This is a genomic window from Sinimarinibacterium arenosum (genome assembly GCF_005047655.1).
Taxonomy (GTDB): Bacteria; Pseudomonadota; Gammaproteobacteria; order Nevskiales; family Nevskiaceae; genus Solimonas.
Genome location: NZ_SUKF01000002.1, coordinates 161,802 through 186,722 on the forward strand (window position 1 = coordinate 161,802; position 24,921 = coordinate 186,722).

The 24,921-nt window shown below is 63.4% G+C and carries 21 protein-coding genes; 5 read left to right on the forward strand and 16 right to left on the reverse strand.

Going from position 1 to position 24,921, the window contains the following annotated elements:
• Positions 1–111: 111 nt before the first annotated feature.
• A complete protein-coding gene (locus E4T66_RS04235) occupies positions 112–984 on the reverse strand; it encodes a DsbC family protein (RefSeq protein ID WP_136847664.1) in 873 nt (290 codons plus the stop codon).
• Positions 985–1,026: 42 nt separating this feature from the next.
• The gene (gene xerD, locus E4T66_RS04240; protein ID WP_136847665.1) at positions 1,027–1,938 is read right to left on the reverse strand and encodes a site-specific tyrosine recombinase XerD; all 912 of its coding nucleotides are present in this window, start codon (positions 1,936–1,938) and stop codon (positions 1,027–1,029) included.
• An 89-nt stretch (positions 1,939–2,027) separates the two neighbouring features.
• Here xerD and E4T66_RS04245 point away from each other — a divergent pair, with 89 nt between their 5' ends.
• The 3 genes from E4T66_RS04245 to zapE are packed head-to-tail and all read left to right on the forward strand — an operon-like array spanning position 2,028 to position 5,266.
• A complete protein-coding gene (locus E4T66_RS04245; RefSeq protein ID WP_136847666.1) occupies positions 2,028–2,783 on the forward strand; it encodes a lysophospholipid acyltransferase family protein in 756 nt (251 codons plus the stop codon).
• 57 nt (positions 2,784–2,840) lie between these two features.
• Positions 2,841–4,160, forward strand: coding sequence for a D-arabinono-1,4-lactone oxidase (locus E4T66_RS04250; protein ID WP_136847667.1), 1,320 nt, complete (start codon positions 2,841–2,843; stop codon positions 4,158–4,160).
• Positions 4,161–4,171: 11 nt separating this feature from the next.
• Positions 4,172–5,266: a cell division protein ZapE gene (gene zapE / locus E4T66_RS04255; protein ID WP_136847668.1), complete on the forward strand. Its 1,095-nt coding sequence runs from the start codon at positions 4,172–4,174 to the stop codon at positions 5,264–5,266.
• A 72-nt stretch (positions 5,267–5,338) separates the two neighbouring features.
• On the opposite strand, the gene E4T66_RS04260 is transcribed toward zapE, so the two are convergent.
• The 7 genes from E4T66_RS04260 to E4T66_RS04290 all read right to left on the reverse strand — a co-directional run bounded on the left by E4T66_RS04260 (position 5,339) and on the right by E4T66_RS04290 (position 14,519).
• Positions 5,339–6,160: an alpha/beta fold hydrolase gene (locus E4T66_RS04260; RefSeq protein ID WP_136847669.1), complete on the reverse strand. Its 822-nt coding sequence runs from the start codon at positions 6,158–6,160 to the stop codon at positions 5,339–5,341.
• Between the two features lie 142 nt (positions 6,161–6,302).
• Positions 6,303–6,698, reverse strand: a complete 396-nt coding sequence (locus E4T66_RS04265) for a GFA family protein (RefSeq protein ID WP_136847670.1) — start codon at positions 6,696–6,698, stop codon at positions 6,303–6,305.
• Between the two features lie 62 nt (positions 6,699–6,760).
• On the reverse strand, positions 6,761–7,204 hold the full coding sequence (locus E4T66_RS04270) for an ester cyclase (protein WP_136847671.1): 444 nt from the start codon (positions 7,202–7,204) through the stop codon (positions 6,761–6,763).
• 18 nt (positions 7,205–7,222) lie between these two features.
• Positions 7,223–7,954, reverse strand: coding sequence for a DUF4386 domain-containing protein (locus E4T66_RS04275; protein ID WP_211242756.1), 732 nt, complete (start codon positions 7,952–7,954; stop codon positions 7,223–7,225).
• A gap of 117 nt (positions 7,955–8,071) precedes the next feature.
• On the reverse strand, positions 8,072–8,461 hold the full coding sequence (locus E4T66_RS04280; protein ID WP_211242757.1) for a MarR family winged helix-turn-helix transcriptional regulator: 390 nt from the start codon (positions 8,459–8,461) through the stop codon (positions 8,072–8,074).
• A 227-nt stretch (positions 8,462–8,688) separates the two neighbouring features.
• Positions 8,689–9,669 carry an NAD-dependent epimerase/dehydratase family protein gene (locus tag E4T66_RS04285; protein ID WP_136847673.1) on the reverse strand — a complete coding sequence of 327 codons (981 nt, stop codon included), beginning with the start codon at positions 9,667–9,669 and terminating at the stop codon, positions 8,689–8,691.
• Entirely contained in the window at positions 9,666–14,519 is a 4,854-nt protein-coding gene (locus E4T66_RS04290; RefSeq protein WP_136847674.1) for an NAD-glutamate dehydrogenase, read from the reverse strand. The genes E4T66_RS04285 and E4T66_RS04290 overlap by 4 nt, the downstream gene beginning before the upstream one ends.
• Positions 14,520–14,830: 311 nt before the next feature.
• Here E4T66_RS04290 and E4T66_RS04295 point away from each other — a divergent pair, with 311 nt between their 5' ends.
• Positions 14,831–15,673, forward strand: a complete 843-nt coding sequence (locus E4T66_RS04295; protein WP_136847675.1) for a peroxiredoxin family protein — start codon at positions 14,831–14,833, stop codon at positions 15,671–15,673.
• 32 nt (positions 15,674–15,705) lie between these two features.
• Positions 15,706–17,847, forward strand: a complete 2,142-nt coding sequence (locus tag E4T66_RS04300; RefSeq protein ID WP_136847676.1) for an FAD-dependent oxidoreductase — start codon at positions 15,706–15,708, stop codon at positions 17,845–17,847.
• A 14-nt stretch (positions 17,848–17,861) separates the two neighbouring features.
• Here E4T66_RS04300 and motB read toward each other — a convergent pair whose 3' ends face one another.
• The 7 genes from motB to E4T66_RS04335 form a co-directional block, all read right to left on the reverse strand.
• Positions 17,862–18,821 carry a flagellar motor protein MotB gene (motB, locus tag E4T66_RS04305; protein ID WP_136847677.1) on the reverse strand — a complete coding sequence of 320 codons (960 nt, stop codon included), beginning with the start codon at positions 18,819–18,821 and terminating at the stop codon, positions 17,862–17,864.
• 6 nt (positions 18,822–18,827) lie between these two features.
• Positions 18,828–19,682, reverse strand: coding sequence for a flagellar motor stator protein MotA (gene motA / locus E4T66_RS04310; protein WP_136847678.1), 855 nt, complete (start codon positions 19,680–19,682; stop codon positions 18,828–18,830).
• Positions 19,683–19,879: 197 nt separating this feature from the next.
• The gene (locus E4T66_RS04315) at positions 19,880–20,755 is read right to left on the reverse strand and encodes a spermine/spermidine synthase domain-containing protein (RefSeq protein WP_136847679.1); all 876 of its coding nucleotides are present in this window, start codon (positions 20,753–20,755) and stop codon (positions 19,880–19,882) included.
• Positions 20,752–21,264 carry an NADH-quinone oxidoreductase subunit B family protein gene (locus E4T66_RS04320; protein ID WP_136847680.1) on the reverse strand — a complete coding sequence of 171 codons (513 nt, stop codon included), beginning with the start codon at positions 21,262–21,264 and terminating at the stop codon, positions 20,752–20,754. Before E4T66_RS04320 ends, E4T66_RS04315 begins: the two co-directional genes overlap by 4 nt.
• A 7-nt stretch (positions 21,265–21,271) precedes the next feature.
• On the reverse strand, positions 21,272–22,801 hold the full coding sequence (locus tag E4T66_RS04325; RefSeq protein ID WP_136847681.1) for a hydrogenase large subunit: 1,530 nt from the start codon (positions 22,799–22,801) through the stop codon (positions 21,272–21,274).
• Between the two features lies 1 nt (position 22,802).
• Positions 22,803–24,257 (reverse strand): hydrogenase 4 subunit F, encoded by a 1,455-nt coding sequence (locus E4T66_RS04330; RefSeq protein WP_136847682.1) that lies wholly within the window; start codon positions 24,255–24,257, stop codon positions 22,803–22,805.
• Position 24,258: 1 nt separating this feature from the next.
• On the reverse strand, positions 24,259–24,921 hold the full coding sequence (locus E4T66_RS04335) for a formate hydrogenlyase (protein WP_136847683.1): 663 nt from the start codon (positions 24,919–24,921) through the stop codon (positions 24,259–24,261).

Here is a 24,921-nt window from a genome sequence, read left to right on the forward strand (position 1 = left end):
GGATGCGGACCAGTGTGCCAGCTTCGAGTCTCAAAACCTGCGATTTGCGCCTCCGCCCCAACGACAAAGCCCGCCGGATGGCGGGCTTTGCGTTCACAGACTGCTCAAGGCTCAGCCGGCCTGATCCAGCGCAGCCAGACGATCGGCCAACGGACCGGCCGGGACGTAGCCGTTGACCACTTCACCGTTGGGCAGAATCATCATCGGCGTGCCGCGCAGACCCAGTTCAGCCCCCAGCTCCCATTCCTCACGCACCGGATTTTCGCAGTCGACCGGGCCGTCGGCCTTGCCGGTCTGCTTGGCCACGGTCATCGCCTCCTTGCGATCGGCCGAGCACCACACCGCCTCGGCCTTGCGGAACGAATCGGTATCCGGACCCGAGCGCGGATAGAACGCGTAGCGGATCTCGATGCCCTTGGCCAGGTACTGATCCATTTCACGATGCAGCTTGCGGCAGTAGCCGCAGTCGACGTCGGTGAACACCGTGACCTTGCGATTGGCGGCCGCACCGCCCTCGGGCGTGAACACGATCATCTTGTCCTCGCCCAGCGCGGCGAGCTTGGCCAGGCGGTCGGTCTTGCGTGCGTTTTCGGTCAGACTCTGACCGGTCTGCAAATCGATCAGATCGCCCTCGATCAGATAACGGCCATCCTGGGTGATATAGCCGTACAGGCTGCCGCTCTGCACTTCATACATTCCGGGCGCGGGCGCCGGTCGCACCGCATTGGCGCCCAGTTCCGGAATCGCATGGGCGAGCATCTTGCGAATCTGATCCAGCGGAACCGGCTCGCCCGGCACGCCCTGTGGCATGACCGGATCAGCCATTGCAGCGGTCTCGTCCTGCGCCTTGGCGGCGGTGTCGGACGAATATTCTGGGGCGCAGGCCGCGGTCAGCAGGCCGATCAGGGCAGCGGCAGCGGCAGTGCCGCGACGGGTCAGGGTCATCATCGGGAACGGTGGTTCAGTCGAATTCAGGGTGTTCATTATGACAGCACGTCCGGCACAAGATTCCGCAGCCGCGCAGAGTCATCCGCGCGGATGGTGCTGCGCGTGCAGCTCACGCAGGCGTTGCTGGGCCACATGGGTATAGATCTGGGTGGTCGACAGATCCGAATGCCCGAGCAGGGACTGCACTACACGCAGGTCCGCACCGTGCTCGAGCAGATGCGTCGCAAACGCATGCCGCAGCGTATGCGGCGACAGCGAGGCGCGGATGCCCGCACGCACCGCGTACAGCTTGATCAGGCGCCAGAAGTTGTGCCGCGTCATGGTTTCGCCGCGTGCGGTCAGGAACAGGCCATCGGGATTGCGCGCGCCGGCCAGTTCCGGCCGCGCCTCGGTGACGTAGCGGCGCAGCCAGTCCATCGCCAGCTCTCCCATCGGCACCAGGCGTTCCTTGCCGCCCTTGCCGACCAGCTGCACCACGCCCGAACGCAGATCGACGCCGGTGCGCTGCAGGTCGACCAGCTCGCTCACGCGCAGACCACTGGCGTACATCAGCTCCAGCATTGCGCGGTCACGCAGGCCCAGTGGGGTTTCGGCATCCGGCGCCGCCAGCAGGCGCTCGACATCCGCCTCGCTCAGCGTCTTGGGCAAGCGCAGGCCCATCTTCGGCGAATCCAGCCGCGCACTGGGATCGTCGCGGCGCTGACTGTCGGCCAGCAGGTAGCGATAGAACTGTCGGAGAGACGACAGCAACCGCGCCTGGCTGCGCGGACTCAGCGCACGCGCAACCAGGTACTCGCGCAGGTCCGCCTCGCCCGCCGCAACCAGCGCGATGCCGCGTGGCCGCAGCCAGCGTGCCAGCAACAACAAATCCGAGCGATAGCTGGCCTGTGTATTCGGCATCACGCCACGCTCCATCCACAGCCGGTCGACAAAACGATCGACCGCGGCACGGTCCTCGTCGTCAGCCACTGGAGCAACCGGCAATGTCATGCGTCTTCCCATGGCGGCGCAGCTTACCCGTCCACCGCATCGCGTGCCGGCCGCCCGCGGCGGGCCGGTTTCATGTCTAATACCGCGCCATGACCGGACTGTTACGGGAACGCATTTACCCAGCGCTTGCCGCGCCGATGCTCGTCATCGCCGCCTTTTTCGTGTGCCTGATGGTCATCATCGGCCCGACCCTGGCCATCCGGCGAGAACTTGGCCGCATCGGTGTGCGACTGATGCTCGGCTGCATGGGCGTACGGCTCCGCGTTTACGACACCAAGCATGTGCTGCGCCGCCACTGCATCGTCGTTTCCAATCACGCCAGCTATCTGGACGGTCTGGTGCTGACTGCGGCATTGCCCCGCCAATACACCTTCGTCGTTCAGGACGGCGCCGCCAGCTGGCCACTGGTCGGGCTGACCCTGCGTCGCATGGGTGTGGTTTTCGTCAATCGCGCCGCCGCGCGCGAAAGCGCACGGCTGACGCGACAACTGATGCGTCGCCTGCACGCCGGCGAGCCGCTGGCGATCTTTGCCGAAGGCACCTTCAAAGCGGAGCCCGGGCTGCTGCCGTTCAAGGCCGGCGCGTTTCTGATGGCCGCACGCGAGAACGTCCCGGTGGTGCCGGCGGCGATCACCGGCACCCGTCGGGTCTACGGCGGGGGGCGCAAGCTGCCGCGCTGGAGCCCGATCGAAGTGCGCTTCCGGCCCGCCCGCTATCCCGACGGAACCGACCGCGATGCCGCGCTGCGCCTGCGCGAGGAAGTTCGACGCGAAGTTCTCGCGCTGTGCGGAGAAAGCGATCGCGCCCCACTCGAACCGTCGCCGCAGTCGGAACTCGCGGCTTGATCCGGTATCCTTCGCGCGGTCGCGCCGAAACCCGGCCGCAAGACACTCCCCCCGAACATGCCTAGCCGACGCCATCCCGACACCTGGACCAACTGGGCCGGCACCGTGCACTGCGAAGTCACGAACCACGCCCAGCCGGTCACGATCGAACAGATCCAGGCTGAAGTGCTGCGTGCCGCAGAAGAAGGCGAACGCCTGCGCCCGGTGGGAGCTGGACGGTCCTTTTCGCCGTTGTGCTGGAGCGACGAGAATCATCTGTCGCTGGCCAAGTTCACCGGGATCGAATCGACCGACGTGCAAAACCAGCGCGTCTGGGTGCGCTCCGGCACCACCTTGCGGCGCCTGACACATTCATTGGCCAACCGTGGGCTGGCGCTGGAAAACGCACCCGACAACGACCGACTGACCCTGTCCGGCGCGATCAGCACCGCCAGTCACGGCAGCGGCGCCGCCTTCGGCAATCTGTCGACCCTGGTCACCGGCCTGCGCATGGTTTGCGCCGATGGCACCGTGCGCGAAGTCCGGCCCGACACCGATGCCGAGCTGTTCAGCGCCACCGCGGTTTCGCTTGGCGCGCTCGGCGTCATCACGCATGTGGAGCTGCAGTGCGTTGACGACTACAAGCTGGTATCCAGCACGGCCAGCACCACGCTGGGTGTGGCGATGGAACGGCTCAACGAGCTGCGCCGCGATCATCGCAACGCCGAGCTGTTCTGGTTCCCTTACGCCAACTCGGTGATCGTGCGCGCACTCGACGTCACCCGCGATCCGAAGTCGTGGCTGAGTCCGGTCCGACACACGCTGACGCACAGTCTCGAACGCCGCATCTACAGCTCGATCGCGATCGCGGCACGGCGCGCGCCGCGGACGGCGGAACGCTTCGGCCGCATGCTGACGCGCCGCAATGCCACCCGCAGCAACGTCGTCGACGCGCGTGACGCCTACGCATTCCGCCGCTTCGCGCGCTTCCAGGCCCTCGAATACGCCCTGCCGGTTGAACGTCTGCCGGCCGCGATCGAAGCGCTGGACAAGATCATCCGCGCGCTCGACTTCCGCGTGCACTTCCCGATCGAAGTGCGCTTCGTCAAATCCGACGCACTGTGGCTGTCACCGCATACCGGTCGCGAAAGCGCCTGCGTGGCGGTCCCCGCGTATCCCGATACGCCGTTCGAAGGCTACTTCTCGGTCGTCGCCGAAGTGCTGGAACGTCACGGCGGTCGTCCGCACTGGGGCATGGTGCATCCGCACACCCATGACGAGCTGCGCACCATGTATCCGCGCTTCGACGATTTCTGCGCGTTACGGCGCGAACTTGATCCGCGTGGCCTGTTTCTGAACCCGCACCTCGCCGCCGTATTTGGCGAATCGCTGCGCTGACGCGACACCGCATGCCTGCAAGCACCCCGCTTTCCCCACGTGAACGCTATCAGCGTGATCTCGCGCGCGAGGACTTCGTACATGACGCCGCACAGGCCGCCGCGGTCGACGCATTGCAGCGGGTCTACGAGTCCATCGTAGGCAGCCCGCCCAGAAAGCGCTTTGGCTTCGGCAAGCCGCGCTGGACCGCGGTGCCCGGCCTGTACATGTGGGGCGGCGTCGGTCGCGGCAAGACTTACCTGATGGATGCGTTTTACGAGGCGCTTCCCGCAGCCGGAAAACTGCGCACGCACTTTCATCGCTTCATGCTCGACGTGCATGAGCGCCGTCGCAAATATCCGGATGAACGTGATCCGCTGAAGCTGGTCGCCGCCGAGTACGCCGCTGACGTGCGCGTGCTGTGCTTCGACGAGTTCTACGTGTCCGACATCGCCGACGCGATGATTCTTGGCCGTCTTTTCGAAAGCCTGTTCGCGGCGGGCGTTACCTTGGTCGCCACCAGCAACATTCCGCCGGACCGGCTCTACGAGAACGGACTGCAGCGCGCCAACTTCCTGCCGTTCATCGACGTGCTCAAGCAGTACGTGCGCGTACTCAATGTTGACGGCGGCACCGACTACAGGCTGCGTGCGCTGACGCACGCCGAGATCTATCACCATCCCTGCGACGCCATTGCGGAGAACAACATGGCACGCTGGTTCTCCGAAATTTCACCGGAGCCCGGCCAGGCCAACGAAGCTCTGAAGATCCACGGTCGCGAAATCCGTAGCCGCCGCATGTCCGAAGGCGTGGTCTGGTTCGACTTCGCCAATCTCTGCGAAGGTCCGCGCAGCGCCGCCGACTACATCGAGATTGCACGCACCTTCCACACGGTACTGCTGTCGCGCGTACCGCAGCTCACCCCGTTCCATGAGGATGCAGCACGTCGCTTCATCAATCTGGTCGACGAGTTCTACGACCGCGGCGTCAAGCTGATCATCGCGGCGGAAGTGCCGCAGGAGAAGCTTTACGTCGGTGAGAAACTGCGCTTCGAGTTTCAACGTACGCAGTCGCGCCTCACCGAAATGCAGTCACAGGAATTTCTGGCCTTGCCCCATCTGGCATAGCGTCGCCTGACAACTGCTCGTTGCCACCTGAACCCGCAGTACGTCGTAGGCAGCAAAGACCTACTGAGCGCTCTAAGCGACACACTCATCCCGAGCAGCCTGCACGTCGTGCGTCGCCAGGAACCCGGAGATCCGCTCCAGTACCACTGAAGACTGCTCGCGGTGCGGCACATGACCGCAGCCGCTCAGAATCGTCATTTCCGCCGGACCCGAAACACCTTCGACGATCGTTCGCGGAAAATCCTCAGGACCGAACTCGTCCAGATCACCGTGAATTGCGAGCACGGGACATTGGACAGCGCCCAGATGCGCATCGAGAGACCAGCCTGAAAATTCGTTTGAGAGCCAGACCTCTGTCCAGGCATCCAGCACCCATCGCGCCTTGTCTCCATGCCATTTTTCAAGCCGTTCAATCTTCCCCGGAAGATGGAAATCGGCCTTGGCCGCGCGGATGCCCTGCAAGGTCAGATCAGCGACAAATGCCTGCGCGGATTCGGTAATCACCGCTTCGCATTCAAAGTCGCCGGAACCAGCGATCACAACAGCCATCGCACCGCCGACGCTATGCCCCATCAGTGAGCACCTGTGGACACCCAGAGCCCGACGGATCGCCGGGAAATACACGTCCGCTTCCTCATTGATGAAACGGCTGGATGGCGGCGCATCACGAAGACTCGATTTTCCGAAACCCAGACGGTCATACGCAATGACCGGGCGCGACAGCGCCATCGCCAAAGCCGCCGGGAAGTCGCGCCACAGATCAACGCAGCCCAGCGAATCGTGCAGAAGCACCATTGGAGTCGGTGTCGTGACCCGCTGCGGCGTCCAAATCCGGACAAAAATTTGGCCGCCGGGAACCTCGATATAACGCTCCTCGATATTGCAGTCCGTCATCTAATTCTCTTCGGCGTCTGACGCCTCAATGGGATATTGCAAATTACAACTCGTGCGCTGACACCGCTTGCAACGGCGCCGCGTAAACCAGACCGCGATCAAACCAGACGCAGGGTTCCACAGCAACCGAATCAAAGCAGACCTAAAGCATGCGCTCCGCGCCTTCGGGCCGAATCACCCAGGCATGCATGCACGCCTCGTAGACCGAGAAGCGAGGTGACGGAAAGCCCGGATCGGCGAACACCCCCACCGGGATGGCAATGGATGCCTCCATGCCCTCGGATTCGTAGAAGACGGTCGCACCACAGGTTGGGCAGAAGTGAAACGTGATCCTGGTGCCCTCATCTCCGGTACGCACATACTCGTTCGAGCACCCGGTAGTGCGCACTTGTTCCCTGGCAAATCGCGCCTGTGCGCCAAAGACGCTACCCGTTCGACGCTGGCACGCCAGGCAATGACAAATGGAGATCCGGAAAGGTTCTCCCTCGACTTGGGCTTGAAGCTGCCCACAACTACAAGCAGCGACACGTAACGACATGTAGTTCCCCGGATGAATTGATACCACAAGCCGCCCCGACCAAGGCCACATGCGAACCGAAATCAGGACATTGATGAGGTCATCTGCCCCTGACGGAGCTGTGCGTAGACGCCAAGACGATCGGTGATCTGCCAATGGCCGGTGAATCGCCCGTTTTCAACATAGTAGACGGTGGCGCCGGACATGCGGATCGCATTGCCGGTGGCAGGAAATCCCGGCAGATCGCCCTGATGCGTCGCGCTCCAATGCCAGGTCATGACCACTCGATCGGCATCAGCAACGAGACCGTGAATTCGGAAGCATTGATCCGGAAATGGGGCCCGCGAGCGTCTGACCCGCTCCTTGTCGCCCGCACGGTCAAGCTCCTGCTGGTCCCAAGGATCGCCAGGATCATGATGGATTGTGTAGACGGGCGCGATGTAGCGATCCGCGGCCTCAACATCGCCGGTGTTCCAGACCGACTCGACAAAATCAATCAACAGCTGCTTGTTCACTTGCTCAGTCATCAGAATTCCGTACTTGCATCACGCGCGGACGGCGCGAGCGGACGGCTCGCCTGATGGCACGTTTCTGACTCCGCGAAACAGCAACCACAGACAGAACGACAGCTCCGCGACCAGCGACACGCCGTAAACCGGCTCAAAGCTCGTCGCAAATTCAGGCCATGCAAAGCGGATAAAGCTGCCAGCCAGATACACCACGCCTGCGGCGATCAGTCCGTAGCCGAGGAGCGCGGGAAAACGTGGCGAACGGACGACCAGCGAACCCAGAATCATGCTGGAGCACCCGAAGAACAGCAGGCCCAGGTCATAGCCATGCCGATGCAGATCGAGAAACAGGCTGGCCAGTGCCTGCTGCTGGTCCGACCCAAGAGCCGCCGCCTCAACGGTTCCCCCCAGCACCAGCAGCGCGGCGTAGTAGTTCAACAGATTCATGCCGAGTATCGCGGCCTGCGTCAGCCGGAACGCGGCAGCCATCAACGCCAGCGTTGCGCTGACCGGCTTGAGCAATACGTAAAACAGCACCGCGATCGCGACATCGCTGAGCAACATCAGTGCATCCAGGACGAAGCCGATGCGGAACTGCCCCTGCGCCCCAAGGATTCTCGCTGCGGTTGCCGCAGCGTCTCCCTCAACGACCAGTCCGCCGCGCACGAACACTTCTCCAGCGATGCCGCACGCGATGATGATCAGATAAAGCACGCCTGCGCTTCGCGCACAGACCATCGGCGAAATTTCCTGAGTCTGAGTCGTCACTTCAACTCCTTTCCCATTGATCGATCCTGGCCGGAGCGCCCTGCAGTCCGGCACACGCTAACGTCCTGCATGCTGCCCCGCCGGCAAGTCCGGGCGGGTCCGCGTCGGATGCTGCAGTCACGACAATGCAAGCACCATCCGCATCAACGCGGCCCGATCCCTTTCACCGAGCGGTGACAGAAGGTCCTGAGCCGCCTGATCAAACGATGCTTGCGCCTCGCTGTAGATGCGCGCTCCGGCCTGACTCAAGGACACTAGGCTGACCCGCGCATCCCGCGCCGAATCCTCCTTGTCGACCAGTCCGATCTTCTGCATCGGATTCAGCAGGCGCGTCACGCCAGATGCGCTCAGGCCCACGCGCTGTGCCAGATCGATCCGACGCAACTTCTGCTGCGGTGCCTGGTAGAGCTGACGCAAAACCAGATAGTCGGTCAGGCTGATGCCGTGCGCGGACAGCGGTCCGCTGAGACGCTTCTCGATCCTGTTCTGCACGTTTGCGAGCGTCACGAGAAGCTCGGTTTCAGGGCTGTTGACCATGGCATTGATGATTGATTGTTATTTGATTGCGCAAGTATTAGCTCGAATGCTTGCGCAGTCAAACATCCCGCACGCATATTCTGGCCCAGCTCCTCGAGTTCCTCGGATCCAGCGAGGAGCGACGCCGCCATGTGATGCATGGGCACACGAAGCGCCTCGCGCATCGGGTCTCTGCGGATGCAGCGCGTATCTTTCGCCTACGCCGGCGTCACCGACAGACGACGCAGCCCCTCATCGCGCGATACATGTCCAACGTACCCGAGCTCTCTGCGTGCCTTGTCATCGCGAACAGTCACCGACTCACCGAACAGGCGTACCGCGGTGCGGGTTGCGGGTGGATGGCCCTTCAGATGCAGACGTTCCCACAACGCTTCCGTCACCATCGCCAGTGCCAGCGCCACGGCGTGCGGCACCGACTTGTCCGGCACCCGGACACCACGCGCGCGCAGCAGCGCGGTAATGAAGCTGCGCAGCTCGACCGGCTCGCCGTCGGTGACGAAGTAGATTTCACCGCCCCGGCCCTTCTCGGCCGCAAGCAACAGCCCCTCACACAGGTTATCGACGTGACAGGTGGACGTCGGATACCGGCCGCCGCCGATCCACATGAAACGTCCGGCCAAGATCGCAGTTTCAAGCTGCGCTGCCACCGACGTGTCGTCGTTACCCCAGATCAGACGGGGACGGATCACCACCGTACGCAGCGCCGGTTCGTTGGCGGCGACCACAAGCGCTTCCGATGCGGCTTTCGTCGCCGGATAGCGCGGCAACGGATGCTGCGGACGCGGACGGGATTCATCGGCATCACGAATCGGACGACCGTCCGCCAGCACCGCTTCGGTACTGACGTGAACCAGACACGGCACGCCGGCAGCACGTGCCGCAGTGATGACGTTGTGGGTCCCGTCAACGTTGTCGCGCTCGAAATCCTGCTTCGGGCCCCATTCATCCACCCGCGCCGCGGCGTGAAAGATCACATTGCAGCCCGCCATGCCGACCCGCATCGCAGAGATGTCGTCGAGCCCGCCGCGCACCGACTCAGCGCCCAATGCTTCGACGACCGCGGCCGATGAATCAGTGCGCACCAGCGCACGAACGGTGTCGCCACGCGCGCACAGGTGCCGGATCAGATTGCGGCCGACGTAACCGGAGCCCCCCGTCACGAAAACGCGTTGACTCATGCCAGCGCCCTCAATTTGCGCAGCTCGCGAACACCGACAGCCAGCGTCATGAAGTCATGCGCGTTGAGCATCTGCAGCTCCTGCAGCCGGCGCATCCCGAAGTTGATCCGCGCAGGATTGGACTGCACCCAGTTTTCGACCTGTTCCTGCGGTGTCGCGCCGGGATGCTGCAACGCCAGTTCGGCCACGTTGCGGTGCAGCCGATAGGTGTCCTCACGCAGGTTCGCACGCGCCAGCGCCTGCCACTTGCTGGTGAGGCGCAGTCCCAACACCGCCGATAGCAGCCACAAAATGTGCAGACGATCGCCGACTTCGAAATAGACGCCGGCCGCCTGCCGTACCGAAACGCCGGCACCGGTGGCGAGCTGGATGATGTCCGGCGCACAACCGAGCACCATGGTGTTGGCCAACTGCTGCGCCAGCGCCTCGGGTACGCCATCTTCACGCATGCCCGCGACCGCCTTGTCCCAGTCGCTACGGTAGCTGGGTGACAGAATCTGCGGCAGCGTTTCTGCAAGTTCGGCGATGCCGCTGCGGAAATGGGTCACTGCCTCCGCAACCGGCCGCTGGTCCCAGTGATCGCTGATCAGCCAGCTGGTGGCGTGCTTCATCAGTCCGATGGCGCGGCTGAACAGACGCAGCTGCAGCGCGGCGGGGACCTGACCGTCCAGCGCCTGGATCGGCAACCAGTAGCGATCACCTTCGAAAATCTCGTGCGCGATGGCATAGGCCTTGACCACCGTCGCACGCTCGACGCCATAGTCATCGGCAAAACGATGCGCGAAGGCAAACCCCATGCGATTGACCACGGCGTTGGACAGGATGGTGCCGATGATCTCGCGGCGCAGGCGATGCCGGACCAAGGACTCCCGATGTTGCTCGACCATCGCCGGCGGGAAGTAGCTCAGAAGATCGCGCTCGAAGAACGGGTCGTCCGGGACATCGGAATGCACTACCGCATTGAACAGTGAAATCTTGCTGTACGACACCAGCACCGACAACTCGGGCCGGCTCAGACCCATTCCGGCGCTGCGCCGCTCCTTCAGCCCTTCGTCATCCGGCAGGAATTCGACCGCGCGCGACAGCAGCCCGTCACGCTCCAGCGTGCGCATCAGGTTGGTGTGCTCATCCAGTCGCTCTGCGGCATCCCGCTCCAGCAGACTGATGGCCAGACACTGCACGTAGTTATCGACCAGCACCGCCTTTGCGACGTCACCGGTCATCGACGCCAGGAATGGATCCCGCACCTCGCGTGTCAGCTCGCCCTCGGCCATCAGCCGGTTCAGCGCGATCTTGATGTTGACCTCGCGATCGGAGCTGTGAACGCCGCCTGCGTTGTCAATGAAGTCGGTATTGATGCAGCCACCGCTGCCACCGCCGCCCTGCAGCGCATACTCGATACGACCCAACTGGGTACATCCGAGGTTTCCGCCCTCGCCAACCACGCGACAACGCAGGTCACGGCCATTGACGCGGATTGCATCATTGGCACGATCACCGCAGTCCTGGTGCGACTCGTGATGACTCTTGACGTAGGTGCCGATGCCTCCGTTCCACAGCAGATCGACCGGCGCCTTCAGAATCTCGCGCAACAGTTCCAGCGGCGTCAGTTTCTCCAGCGTGATGCCCAGCGCCCGGCGTGCTTCCGGCGCGAGTGTGATCAGCTTGTCGCTGCGCGGCACGATCATTCCGCCGGCAGACAACTTTCCGCTGTCATAGTCCGCCCAGGACGAACGCGGCAGCGCGAACAATCGTTCGCGTTCCTGATAGCTGATCTCGGGATCAGGATCGGGGTCGATAAAGATGTGCCGATGATCAAACGCAGCGACCAGCTTGAGCTTGCGCGACAGCAGCATGCCGTTACCGAACACGTCGCCGCTCATGTCACCAATGCCGACCACGGTGATCGACTCGGATTGAATGTCGATGCCACCGCTGGCGCCATCAGCTCTCGGCAGTTCGCGGAAATGTCGCTTGACCCCTTCCCAGGCACCGCGGGCGGTGATGCCCATCTTCTTGTGGTCGTAGCCGGCCGAGCCGCCGGAAGCAAACGCATCACCGAGCCAGAAGCCATATTCCTCGGCAACCGCGTTGGCGATGTCTGAAAAACTCGCAGTGCCCTTGTCGGCGGCGACGACCAGATACGGATCGTCATCGTCATAGCGTCGCACCGATGCCGGCGGCACGATGTCGTCGCCGACGCGGTTGTCGGTGATATCCAGCAGCCCGCGCAGAAAGGTCTGATAGCACTCGATGCCGCGCTTGAGCCAGCTGTCGCGCTGAGTGGGATCGCCGCGTTTGACGACAAATCCACCCTTGGCGCCGACTGGCACGATGATCGCGTTCTTGACCATCTGCGCCTTCATCAGGCCGAGGACTTCGGTGCGGAAGTCCTGTGCACGATCCGACCAGCGCAAGCCACCGCGGGCGACCCGACCCCCGCGCAGATGAATGCCTTCGACATCCGGCGAGTAGACGAATACTTCAAACATCGGCAACGGCGCCGGGAGCTCCGGCACTTTGCGCGGGTCCAGTTTGATGCTGACGTACGGCTTGTCGCTGCCATCGGCCGCCGGCTGGAAATAATTGGTGCGCAGAACCGCGCGCACCACTGCAGCGTATGCGCGTAAGACCCGATCGCCATCCAGGGTGATCACCGCATCCAGTCGTTCGTCGAGCGCTTGCGACAGCGAATTTTCTGTCGCATGCCGCATGTCCTCAGCCATCTGCGGATCGAAGCGTGTGGCAAATAACCGTGCCAGCAGCTGCGCGATCGGCGCGTGTGCCGCCAGCAACCGCTCCATATAGTCCTGGCTGTAGGGCAAGCCGGTCTGGATCAGATATTTGGTCAAGGTCCGCAGCGCGACGACCTGGCGCGCATCCAGCCCTGCGCCGAGCACCAGGCGATTCAGCCCGTCGTTCTCGCATGCACCGGTCCATGTCGCCAGGAACGCCTGTTCGAAATACGTACGCTGCTGCTCCGGCGACAGTGCACAACCACCGCTGACCTGGATCTGGAAATCCTGGATCCACATCGAATCACCGGTCCGCTGACTCACTTCAGTCGGATCCTGCCAGATCACGCGCAGCCCGAAATTCTCCAGCGTCGGCAGCACGTCCGACAGCGGCAGTGGCTGCTTCCAGCAATACAGCTTCAGCCGTATCGGACAGACGTCGCCGGCCGCAGCGGTGTCGACCAACAGGCGCGGCAGCACCGGATGTTCGGCGTTGAGCTGAACCAGATATTGCAGATCGGCCGCCGCTTCCAGCGGCGTCACCATTTCCTGGTACGACAGCGCGAATCCGTCGATGAAGCCGGCCGCTGCGACCAGTTCACCGGGCCCGCCGCGTCGCAGCACTTCGCGCAGCTGGTCGCGCCACGAGCGCGTGGCGGCGATCAGGCGCTCCTCGACCTGCGTGGTGGTCAACGGAATCGTAGTGCCAGGCGGCGTGCGCACGATGTAGTGGATCCGCGCCAGACTCTGGCGCAGGAACTCGATGGTGCGGTCGACACCGATCCCGTTGCAGATCGTCATCAATTCGGCAGCGATCCGATCACGCAACTCGCGCGAATAGCGATCGCGCGGCAGATAGATCATGCAGGAGTAGAAGCGACCGTAGCGGTCGCGCCGCATGAACAGACGCAGCTGCTGACGGTCGCGCAGGGCGCGGATCCCCATGCAGACGTCAAACAGTTCCTGCTCGGAGGATTGAAACAGCTCGTCGCGCGGCAGCTGATGCAGGATGTCACGCAGGTTCTTGCCGGAGTGCGAGTCCTCGCGCAACCGCGAGCGATGCATCACGTACTCCGCCTTGCGCCGAATCAGGGGAATGTTCTTGGGCCGCTCGATATAGGCGTCGGAAGAGAACAGTCCGATGAAGCGGCAGATTCCGAGGACGCCGCCATCAGGCCGGAAACGCCGCACCGACACCACGTCGATGTACTCGGGATGATGCACCGTCGAACGATGATTGGCCTTGGTCACCACGACGACCCGGGTCGACTCGGTGTACTTGTCGAGCTCGGCCGGTGGTGCGATCAACTGGTCAGGATCTGCAAAGCGTGCGCCGTTACGCGCCAGCCCCAGCGACGCCTCCGGACGCATCGCAAAGCGCGCCTGATCGCCTTCGCTCACCGCCTCGGTCTCGGCAACGCCCAGAAAAGTGAAGTGCCCGTCGTCCAGCCACTGCAGAAACTCGCGCGCTTCGGCGAATTCCTCGAGGTTGCCCCCCGGCGGCGGCAGCTGCATCGCATCCGCCATTTCCCGCAGTCGCGCGCGCATGGCCGGAAAGTCGATGACGATCGTGCGCAGGTCCTTGACCACCTGCTGCAGATCGGCCTGCAGCGACGCATCGCGCTCGGCGCTGTGCAGCGGTTCGAACTCCAGGTGGATCAGCGATTCGGCATTGCGCTCACCCGATTGCAGCGGACCGACATGAATCGGTTTGCCGGAAGCATCGCGACGGATGCTCAGGACCGGATGCGCAAGCCAGTCAATCGAGCTGCCGACCGCACGTACCGCCATCGACACCGAATCGACCAGAAACGACATGTCTTCGACCACGCTGTCGAGCTGTGCGAGTTGCCGCGTGTCGCCCTCTACAGGTTGGCGCAGCTCCAGCAGCAGCTGACCCGGCTTGCGCGTCTGTGCCAGTTGCCAGTGGCGATAGCAGACCTCGAACAACTCGTCCGGCCTGCGCAGTCGCAAGGCGTCCTGCGAGGCCATCTCGTAGTAGTGCCGCAGGAAGTTGCGAAAAAGCCGTTGCTCGGCGTCCGGCACTCGGGCATCGGCGAGCGCCTCCAGCTGCGCCAGCAGCAGCGCCTGTTCCTGCACAGAATCGGACTGCATCGTTTTCTCCTCCGGCCCGTAGGCCGTGCTTTCTGAGACCGATCCGCGCGATCTCGCGCGCCATCGCAGTATACGACCGGGCGCGCCGAACACTGTTCCGTCAAAATCGTACGGCCACAGGATGACCACAGCCGGCGTCGAACTGCACGCTGGCCCACACCGTAGGCACCCGGAGCACGACACATGTTCGCAGCAACCTCATTCTGGACGCTCGGACATAGATCAAGGACGCGCGCACCGTGCGGCCGCGGTCTGCGGCCCCTACGATACCGGTCTCGCGAAAACTCGCCGCCGGCCTCGGAGTGCCTGCCTTGAACCTGCTGAAATCGCTGTACGTATCGACTTTCATGACCGCGGCATTCGTCGCCTGCGGTGTCGCGGTCTGGCAGCTGCTGCTCGGAAATGAACCTGCGGCATGGGCCGGCGTCCTGATCGCCTGCGTGCCCATCGCCACATTCTTCGCGTTGCTGTTGCTGCGCCCGGTGGCGCGCACCAGTGCCAATCTGTGGTCCCTGATCGTTGCGGGCGTAGCAGGAACGGCCATCTCTCTGATCGAAGTCGGCCCCGCGCATGTCGCAACCTGGCTGAGTTTTGGACTGGGCGTGGTCGGCACCGTGCTGTACGTATTCTGGTATTCGCGGTTTGCCGCACGCGATTCCGAACGTCTGGCGCTCGGCCGCGTGCTGCCGGCCTTTGCCCTTGAAGCGGTCGATGGCACTCCCCGTGCGGCGGCCTCCTTTCTGGGCAAGCCGGTATTGTGGGTGTTCTACCGCGGCAACTGGTGCCCGCTGTGCATGGCGCAGATCCGCGAAGTCGCGGGTCAGTACCGCGAACTGGCACAGCGCGGCGCCGAGGTTGTCCTGATCAGTCCGCAGCCAGCCACACATACGCAGAATCTGGCACAGCGTTTTGACGCACCGATGACGTTCATGGTCGACCGCGACAATGCGGCCGCGCGTCAGCTCGGCATTCTCGCCGAAAACGGCCTGCCCACCGGGCTGCAGGTCCTGGGCTACGACGGCGACGTGCCGATGCCAACCGTGCTGATAACCGATGCCGAAGGCCGCATCGTCTACGCGGACCTGACTGACAACTATCGCGTGCGTCCGGAACCCGCAGAGTTTATCGCCGTGCTCGACCGCCTCGGCATCTGAACCCGCCAACGACCCGCCCTTCGCAAGCCAATATGAAAAACAGACTGCTGCTGCTGGGACTCATCGCCGCGGCCATTGTCGCGTTCTTCGTTTTCGATCTCGGGCACTACTTCTCGCTGGAGTATCTGCAGTCGCAGCGCGTCAGTCTGGTCGCGTACCGCGACGCGCATCCGCTGCTGACAACCGGCGTGTATTTCGCGGTGTACGTGCTGACGACGGCACTGTCGCTGCCGGGCGCCGCGGTGCTGACGCTGGCCGGCGGCGCGGTCTTCGGCGTGCTGTGGGGGACGGTGATCGTCTCGTTCGCCTCCACGCTGGGCGCCACCGGCGCGTTTCTGGTCGCGCGTTACCTGCTGCGCGATTCGATCCAGTCCCGTTACGCCGACAAGCTCAAGGCCATCAACGCCGGCATCGAACGCGATGGCGCGTTCTACCTGTTCACACTGCGCCTGGTGCCGCTGTTCCCGTTCTTCGTGATCAACCTGCTGCTGGGCCTGACGTCGATGCGGGCGCGCACCTTCTTCTGGGTCAGCCAGGTCGGCATGTTCGCCGGCACCATTGTCTACGTGAATGCCGGCACGCAGCTGGCGCAAATCACCTCGCTGCGCGGCATTCTGTCGCCCGGACTGCTCGGCGCTTTCATCCTGCTGGGCATCTTTCCGCTGATCGCAAAGAAGCTGGTCGACTGGATCAAGGCACGGCGCGTCTATGCCCCCTACGCCCGCCCCGCACGCTACGACCGCAACCTGATCGTGATCGGCGGCGGCTCGGCCGGGCTGGTCAGCGCCTATATCGCCGCAGCGGTCAAAGCCAAGGTGACGCTGATCGAAAAGCACAAGATGGGCGGCGACTGCCTGAACTACGGCTGCGTACCGTCCAAGGCGTTGATCCGCTCCGCCAAGTTCGCCAGCCATCTGGATCGCGCCTCGGAGTTCGGCTTCGACGCCGTCACCGGCAGGCCCGACTTCGCCAAGGTCATGGAACGGGTACAGACGGTGATCCGGGCCATCGAGCCGCATGACTCAGTTGAGCGCTATACCAGCCTGGGCGTCGAATGCATCCAGGGCGAGGCACGGCTGATCGATCCATGGACCGTCGAGGTCAATGGCGAGCGACTCACCGCACGCTCCATCGTGCTCGCCACCGGCGCCGAACCCTTCGTGCCGCCGATCCCCGGGCTCAAGGAAGCCGGCTATCTGACCTCGGACAACCTGTGGTCGCTGCGCGAGCTGCCGCCGCGGCTGGTCGTGCTCGGCGGCGGTCCGATCGGCTGCGAGCTGGCACAGTCCTTCGCCCGTCTCGGTAGCCGGGTCACCCAGGTCGAGATGCTGCCGCAGCTCATGGGCCGCGAGGACCCGGAGATCGCTGCCGCGGTCAGGGCACGTTTCGACGCCGAGGGCATCGACGTGCGCGTCAACACCAAAGCCAAGGCGGTCGTGGTTGAAAACGGCCGGAAGTTTCTGCTTTGCGAAACGGCCGACGGCGAACAGCGTGTCGCTTTCGATCAGATCCTGGTCGCAGTCGGTCGCTCGGCACGGCTCAAGGGTTTCGGCCTGGAGGAACTCGGCGTCAAGACCGCGCGCACGGTCGAGGTCAACGATTTCCTGCAGACCAACTTCCCGAACATCTATGCCTGCGGGGACGTCGCCGGGCCCTACCAGTTCACCCACACCGCCGCGCACATGGCGTGGTATGCCGCAGTCAACGCGCTGTTCGAGCCGCTGCTGGCACTGCGCGGCGGCAAGTTCAAGGTCGACTATTCCGTCATTCCGTGGGCAACGTTCACCGAGCCGGAAGTCGCGCGCGTCGGCCTGAACGAAACCGACGCCAAGGCCCGCGGCATTGCCTACGAGGTTTCAAGCTACAACATCGACGAGCTGGACCGCGCGATCGCTGACGGCGAGGCACATGGGCTGGTCAAGGTGCTGACCGTGCCGGGCAAGGACAGGATTCTGGGCGTCACCATCATGGGCGAACACGCGGGTGATCTGATCGCCGAATACGTGCTGGCAATGCGTCACGGCATCGGCCTGAACAAGATCCTCGGCACCATCCACATCTATCCAACGCTGGCCGAAGCCAACAAATACGTCGCCGGCCAGTGGAAGCAGGCGCACAAACCGGAAGCGCTGCTGCGCTGGGTCGAGAAGTTCCACGCCTGGCGCCGCGGCTAGGCCCCCGTCTCGGTTCAGGGATGGAGCACCGGCGCGGCGGCAGCGCCCGCCAATGACCCGGGATCCGCTGCTGCCTCCGCGGCAGCCAGCGTCTGCGCTTCCTCGCTGCGCTGGATCTCGCTTTCGGTTTCGCGGTTCATCACCACGATGCTGATACGACGATTGATCGGGCTGTCCGGACGCTCCTTGTCGAACAGCACGGTCGACGACAACCCGACGACGCGCGCAATCTTGGTATCCGACATGCCGCCAGCGATCAGCGCACGCCGTGCCGCATTGGCGCGATCGCTCGACAGCTCCCAGTTCGAGTAGCCCGCAACGCTGCCGTAATGGGTGACGTCGGTGTGACCGGAAATGCTGATGTGATTCGGCAATGGTTCGATGAAGCGGGCCAGCTCCTGCAGGATCTCCGAGGTGTAGCCGCGCAGTTTGGCGCCGCCCAGGTCGAACATCGGCCGGTTGCGCTTGTCGACGATCTGTATCCGCAGACCTTCGCTGGTGATGTCGAGCAGCAGCTGATCCTTGAACGGCTCCAGCGCCTGGCTCTTGGCAATCGCCTCCAGCAACTCTTCACGCAGGGCTTCGAGACGTTTGCGGTCCAGTTCCCGGGCCGCCTCCTCGATCGCATCCGCGGTCTCACTCCCGGACCCGTGGAGCTTGCCGTCGGACTCTCCGCGCGAAAGATCCATCGCACCGCCCAGCTGGATCATCGAGGTACTGGCGCCTCCGGGCCCGTTGGCACCGGCAGCCGGCGTCTGTGACTGCCCCTCGCTCATGCTGGGGTTGTTGAAATAGTCCGAAATCGCCGCGCGCTTTTCCTTGTCGCTGATACCGACGATCCACATGACCATGAAGAACGCCATCATCGCGGTCACGAAATCGGCATAGGCCACCTTCCAGGCACCGCCGTGGTGACCACCGTGATTGACCTTCTTGACGCGCCGAATGACAACGCTTTGCGACGACTCGGCCATGGCCGCTTACCGCTTGCCCTTGAGGTGGGTTTCCAGTTCGACGAACGCCGGCCGCATCTTGTAGTTCAGCGACTTGCGCGCGAACTCGACCGCGACCATCGGGTTGTAGCCGCGCAGACTGGCCAGCAATCCGGCCTTGACGCATTCCAGCGCATGGCTGTCCTCACGAACCCGGGCTTCCAGTGCCGCCGCCAGCGGGCCGACGAAGCCGTAGGCCAGCAGAATACCCAGGAAGGTGCCGACCAGCGCCGCCGCAACGTGCTCGCCGATCTCGTTGACCGGTCCGTCCAGCGCGCCCATGGTGATGACGATGCCGAGCACCGCCGCCACGATGCCGAAACCGGGCAGCGCATCCGACGCCTTGGTCAGGGCATGGGCCGGTGCCAGCGCATCCTCGTGATGCGTCTCCAGCTCCAGTTCCAGCAGCGGTTCCAGCTCGTGCGGATTCATGTTGCCGCCGATCATCAGACGCAGGCAGTCGGATATGAACTCGATCAGATGGTGATCTGCCAGCACCTCCGGATACTGACTGAAGATGTCGCTCTTCTCCGGATTCTCGACGTGGTCCTCCATCGACATCAGGCCGTCCTTGCGCATCTTGTTCAACAGGGCATAGAGCAGCGACAGGATCGCCAGATAATGCTGGCGCTTGTACTTGGGTCCCTTCAGGATCGAAACGCAGCTTTTCAGCGTTTCCTTGACTACGTGCGCCGAGTTCGACGTCACGAACGCGCCGAATGCGGCACCGCCGATGATCACCAGCTCGAACGGCTGCCATAAGGCGCCGAGGTGACCGTGCGATGCAATGAATCCACCGATGACACTGATCACAACGATGAGGGACCCGACGATAGGCAGCATGGCGTATCCAGTTTCTTGTTCTGGCGAAGCCGACCAATCGTCGACCTCATGCTGTCTTATCGTCGCCGTCGGTCCGATCTTGAAGACCGCTGAGGCGCGGTCGGCATACGTTCATCGGCGCGCAGCCATCCAAATCGCCTGAATCATCGGCGCCGGACGACGGAGCGCTTTCTTTTGCGTCGCCGCAGCGCGAAACGCTAAAGCTCGCTGAGCGACGGTACGATCCGGCTGCGCCGCAGCTTGCGCACGAAATCCGGGAAATCCAGGCCGAACTGCTCCTGCATGGCCGTCGAACGACGCTGCAGCGTAGTCCAGTCCGGTTTGTAGTTCGGGTCCCTGAACGCAAACGCCAGACGGTTGCCGTCACGCCGGAGGTTGTGGGTGATGATGCCGCCATCGAACACCGACGCCATCAGCTCCAGATGTTCCTGGACATCACGCGCCTTGCCGATCAGGTTCATCACCAGCACGCCGTCGTCGCGCATGTGCCGATGCAGATTGCGATAGAACGAGGGATCGCGCATCGCCGGCGCCACGCCCTTGCCGTCGCAGGCGTCGATCAGGACCACGTCCGGCTCTTCACGCGTGGTCGCGAAATAGTCGGCAGCATCGGCATGAATCAGCTGCAGGCGTTCGTCGTCCTCCGGCAATTCGAACCACTCGGACAGATCAATGACGTCGCCGTCGATCTCGATCGTCGTGATGCGAGTCCGCGGCAGCTGGCGATAGCAGTAGCGCGTCAGAGAACCTCCACCGAGCCCGACCAGAACAATGTGCTGCGGCCGTGGCGCGAACAACAGGAATGCCATCATCATTCGCGTGTAGGCGAAATTCAGCGCATCCGGATCATCGATGCACATCTCGCTCTGCACGAAATCCAGACCAAAGTGCAGCCGCCGGCTGCGGCCGTCGTCGATCACGAACGGCCGCGTGTACGTTCCGTTACGTAACTGATCGAGCACCGCGTCAATATTGACGCCGGGTTGCTCGGGCAGACACAGGGTGCCGGGCTCCGACACGATCCTGGCCGGCAGCTGCATCCACTGCCGGCGCGTGCTCCGCGACGCGGTCATCGTCGTGGGCTCGCCAGCGCCGACAGAATTCCGCGCAGAATCGCGGTAGGCGCAGGCGGACAGCCGGACACTTCGGCATCCACCGGAATCACGTTGGACACGCGCCCGCAGCTCGCATAGCTCTCGCCGAAAATGCCCCCGGTGCAGCCGCAGTCTCCGACCGCAACCACATACTTCGGCTCGGGCGTGGCGTCATAAGTCCGCTTCAAGGCAATTTCCATGTTCTTGGCGACCGGCCCGGTGACCAGCAGCAGATCGGCGTGTCGCGGACTGGCCACAAAGCGGATGCCGGCGCCCTCGATGTTATAGATTGGATTGTTCAGCGCGTTGATTTCCAGCTCACAGCCGTTGCAGGACCCGGCGTCGACCTGACGGATCGCCAACGCGCGGCCGAGGATGCCGGCAATCTCGGCATGCAGCGTGTCACGCTCGGAAAGCAGATCCGCCAGCTTCAGCTGCGGCTCACTGACGATGCCGGTCCTGGCGATGCGTTTGAGAATGTCGAGCATGATGGCGCTACAGATCCTGGCCGCTGTAGGACAGGTTGAACGATTTGTTGATCAACGGAAAATCCGGAACGATGTTGCCGATGATCGCATGCTCCAGAGCCGGCCAGTTCTGCCACGACGGATCATGCGGGTGGCAGCGGCGGATGCGTCCGTCAACGGTCGCTTCCAGTGCGATCATCACCGGACCGCGCCAGCCTTCGACCAGACCGATGCCGAGCTGCTGCGCGGCGGCCGCGCCCAGTTCGGCGTGGATCGCCCCACCCGCCAGATCCTGCAGCAGCAGATCGCACAGCCGCAGCGATTCGATCACCTCGTCAAAGCGCACCGCGACGCGCGCGGCGACGTCACCCTGTGCCGAACCGGCGGCCTGCACGCCAAGCCCGGCATACGGCGCCAGCGCCAGATCGCTGCGCAGGTCGCGCGGACTGCCGCTGGCGCGTGCCGCCAGCCCGACGACGCCCAGGCGCTGTGCCAGCTCCGGGCTCATCCGCCCGGTCGTCACAAAACGGTCCTGCACACCGGCGTGCTCGTCATAGATCGCCCGCAGCTCGACGACCGCAGCTTCCAGCACCATGCCCTGCTCGCGCAGTCGCTCGATCTGCTGACTGCTTAGATTTGTAGCGACACCGCCCGGCACAATCCCATCCATCGGATAACGCGCGCCGTAAACCTCCGCGTTGGCACGCAGCAGCCGTTCCTTCAGCAGAGAGAACTGGGTCAGGCCGAAACCGAAGCCGGCGTCGTTGCCGAGCGCGCCAAGATCGCCCAGGTGATTGGCGATGCGCTCGCGCTCCAGCAGCACCGCGCGCAGCTGTTGCGCCCGCGCCGGCACACGTGTGCCGCACAACTGCTCCAGTGCCATGCAGTAGGCCCAGCTGTAAGCAACGGCGGTATCGCCCGACACCCGCGCTGCCAGCCGCTGCCCCTGCTGCAGATCCATCTGGCTGAAACGCTGCTCGATACCCTTGTGCACATACCCCAGCCGCTGTTCCAGCCGCAGCACCTTTTCGCCCACCACCGAAAAGCGAAAGTGTCCGGGCTCGATGGTGCCGGCATGCACCGGCCCGACTGCAATCTCATGCACACCGTCGCCTTCGACGCGAACGAAGGCATAGTCCTCAGCCTGCGCCGCAAAGCGCGCAGACCGATCGGCGTCATGCCGCAGCGGCAGGTAATCCACTGGCCAGCCGGCGTGCCGCAGCCACGCGCGGCTGTCGGCAGAATCGGCCTGCACGCCCAGCACATCCCGAACCGCACACTCCATCCGCACGGCACCGGGGTAGATTTCGACCAGACTCGGGAACGCCGGCGCCGCCTCATCCAGAGCAAGTTCGATCACGCGCAGCCGGCTGGCGCCCAGGTAAGCCGCACGCAGCAGAAAGCCCTCGCCCAGATCGCGGCGGTCATCCGCCCACAGCGCCAGCAGGACGGCACCGGCATCGCGCTCGCCGCGCGCGCTCAGGCTCCAGTGGCTGCGCACCACCCGCTCGATCACGAGCCAGGCCGGCATGTCGGAACCTGAGTTCGCTGCATTCATTTCATCCTCCGATCAGCGCCGCGGCGAGTCGGTACCACTGCGCCAGGAACGGGGGGATGTAAACGCCGAGCATCAGCACCAGCGCCAGATGCGCGAACACCGGCAGCAGTGCCGGCCGATGGGTCAGCGGCTTCACACTTGGATCACCGAACACCATCGGCTGCACGCGACTGAAGATCGCGGCAAACGCGATGCCGAGCGCCAGCAACAGGATCGGCGCAGCCCACGGCTGATCACGCATTGCCGTCGTCAGAATCAGGAACTCACTGGCAAATACACCAAATGGCGGCAGGCCAAGAATCGCCAGCGACCCCAGCATCAGACCCCAGCCGATCCGTGGCGACACGGTCAGCAAGCCGCTGATCTGATCCATCATCTGCGTACCCGCTTTTTGCGTGGCGTGGCCGACCGCGAAGAAGATCGCACTCTTGGTCAGTGAGTGCACCGTCATGTGCAGCAGTGCGGCAAAGTTCGCGACCGGTCCGCCCATGCCGAAGGCGAACGTGATGATGCCCATGTGCTCGATCGACGAGTACGCAAACAGACGCTTGATGTCCTTCTGACGCCACAGCATGAACACCGCGATCACCACCGACAGCAGGCCAAACAGCATCAGCATCTGCCCCGGCAGCTCCGACCGCACCGAGCCTTCGACCAGAACCTTGCAGCGGATCACCGCATACAGCGCGACATTCAGCAGCAGACCGGACAGCACCGCAGATACTGGCGTTGGGCCTTCGGCATGCGCATCCGGCAGCCAGTTGTGCAGCGGCGCAAGGCCGACCTTGGTGCCGTAACCCACCAGCAGGAACACGAACGAGATCGCCAGCACGGTGGGTTCGAGTTGATGCTTCACTCCATCCAGATGCGTCCACAGCAGTGCGTTCATGCCCTCGCCACCCAGCACTTTCTCGGCGGCGAAATACAGCAGGATGGTGCCGAACAAAGCCTGCGCAATACCGACGCCGCAGAGGATGAAGTACTTCCACGCCGCCTCGAGACTTGCCGCCGTGCGGTACAGCGATACCAGCAACACGGTCGACAGCGTCGCCGCTTCCATCGCCACCCACAGGATGCCCATGTTGTTGGTCAGCAACGCCAGCAGCATCGTGAACATGAACAGCTGGAACATGCTGTGATACAGCCGCAGGCGCATCGGATTGAGACGGCCATGCTCGGTCTCGATCCGCATATACGGGCGCGAGAACAACGACGTGGTGAAACTCACGAACGCGGTCAGCGCGACAATGAACACATTGAACGGATCAACAAAGAACTGATCCTGCAGCACCACCATGGGCCCGTCGGCAATCACCTTGACCGTCAGTATGCAGCCCGCAATAAAGGTGGCCAGACTCACCAGAACATTCAGCTCTGGCGCCCAGGTGCGCGCGCCGAACACCGCCAGCAGCAGCGCGCCAAACAGCGGAAGACCGAGCAGGATCAGCAGTTCCAACTCAATCCTCCTTCAGGGTTTCCAGATGGTGCAGGTCGAGGCTCTCGAACTGCTCGCGAATCTGGAAGAAGAAAATGCCGAGGATGAATACGCCGACCAGCACGTCGAGCGCGATGCCCAGCTCGACCACCATCGGCATGCCGTAGGTCGCACTGGTCGCGGCGAAGAACAGGCCGTTCTCCATCGCCAGGAAGCCAACCACCTGCGACACCGCCTTGCGTCGCGTGATCATCATCAGGAACGCCAGCAGCACCACCGCAATGGCAATGCCGAGCGTGCTCCGCGTCACCGTATCTGCAAATTGCGAAATTGGCTGCGCCAGTCCAAACGAGAAGATCACCACCAGCAGGCCGATCAGCAGCACGGTCGGGATGTTGACCAGGGTCTCGGTGTCCCACTGCACTTCAAGGCGCCGGATCAGCCGATGCAGGATCGCCGGCAGCAGGAAAACTTTCAGGACCAGTGTCATCGCCGCCGAGTAGTACAGATGATGCTGACCGCTGCTCCAGGCCACGATCACCGTGGACACCACCAAGGTCGCACCCTGCGCCGCGAACAGATTGACCAGCGAACGCACGCGGCGTTGCGCCAGCATCGCGAATGACAGCAACAGCAGCAGCGCTGCAGAGAGATGAATCAACTGTGCGGACCATGGCAGTGTCAT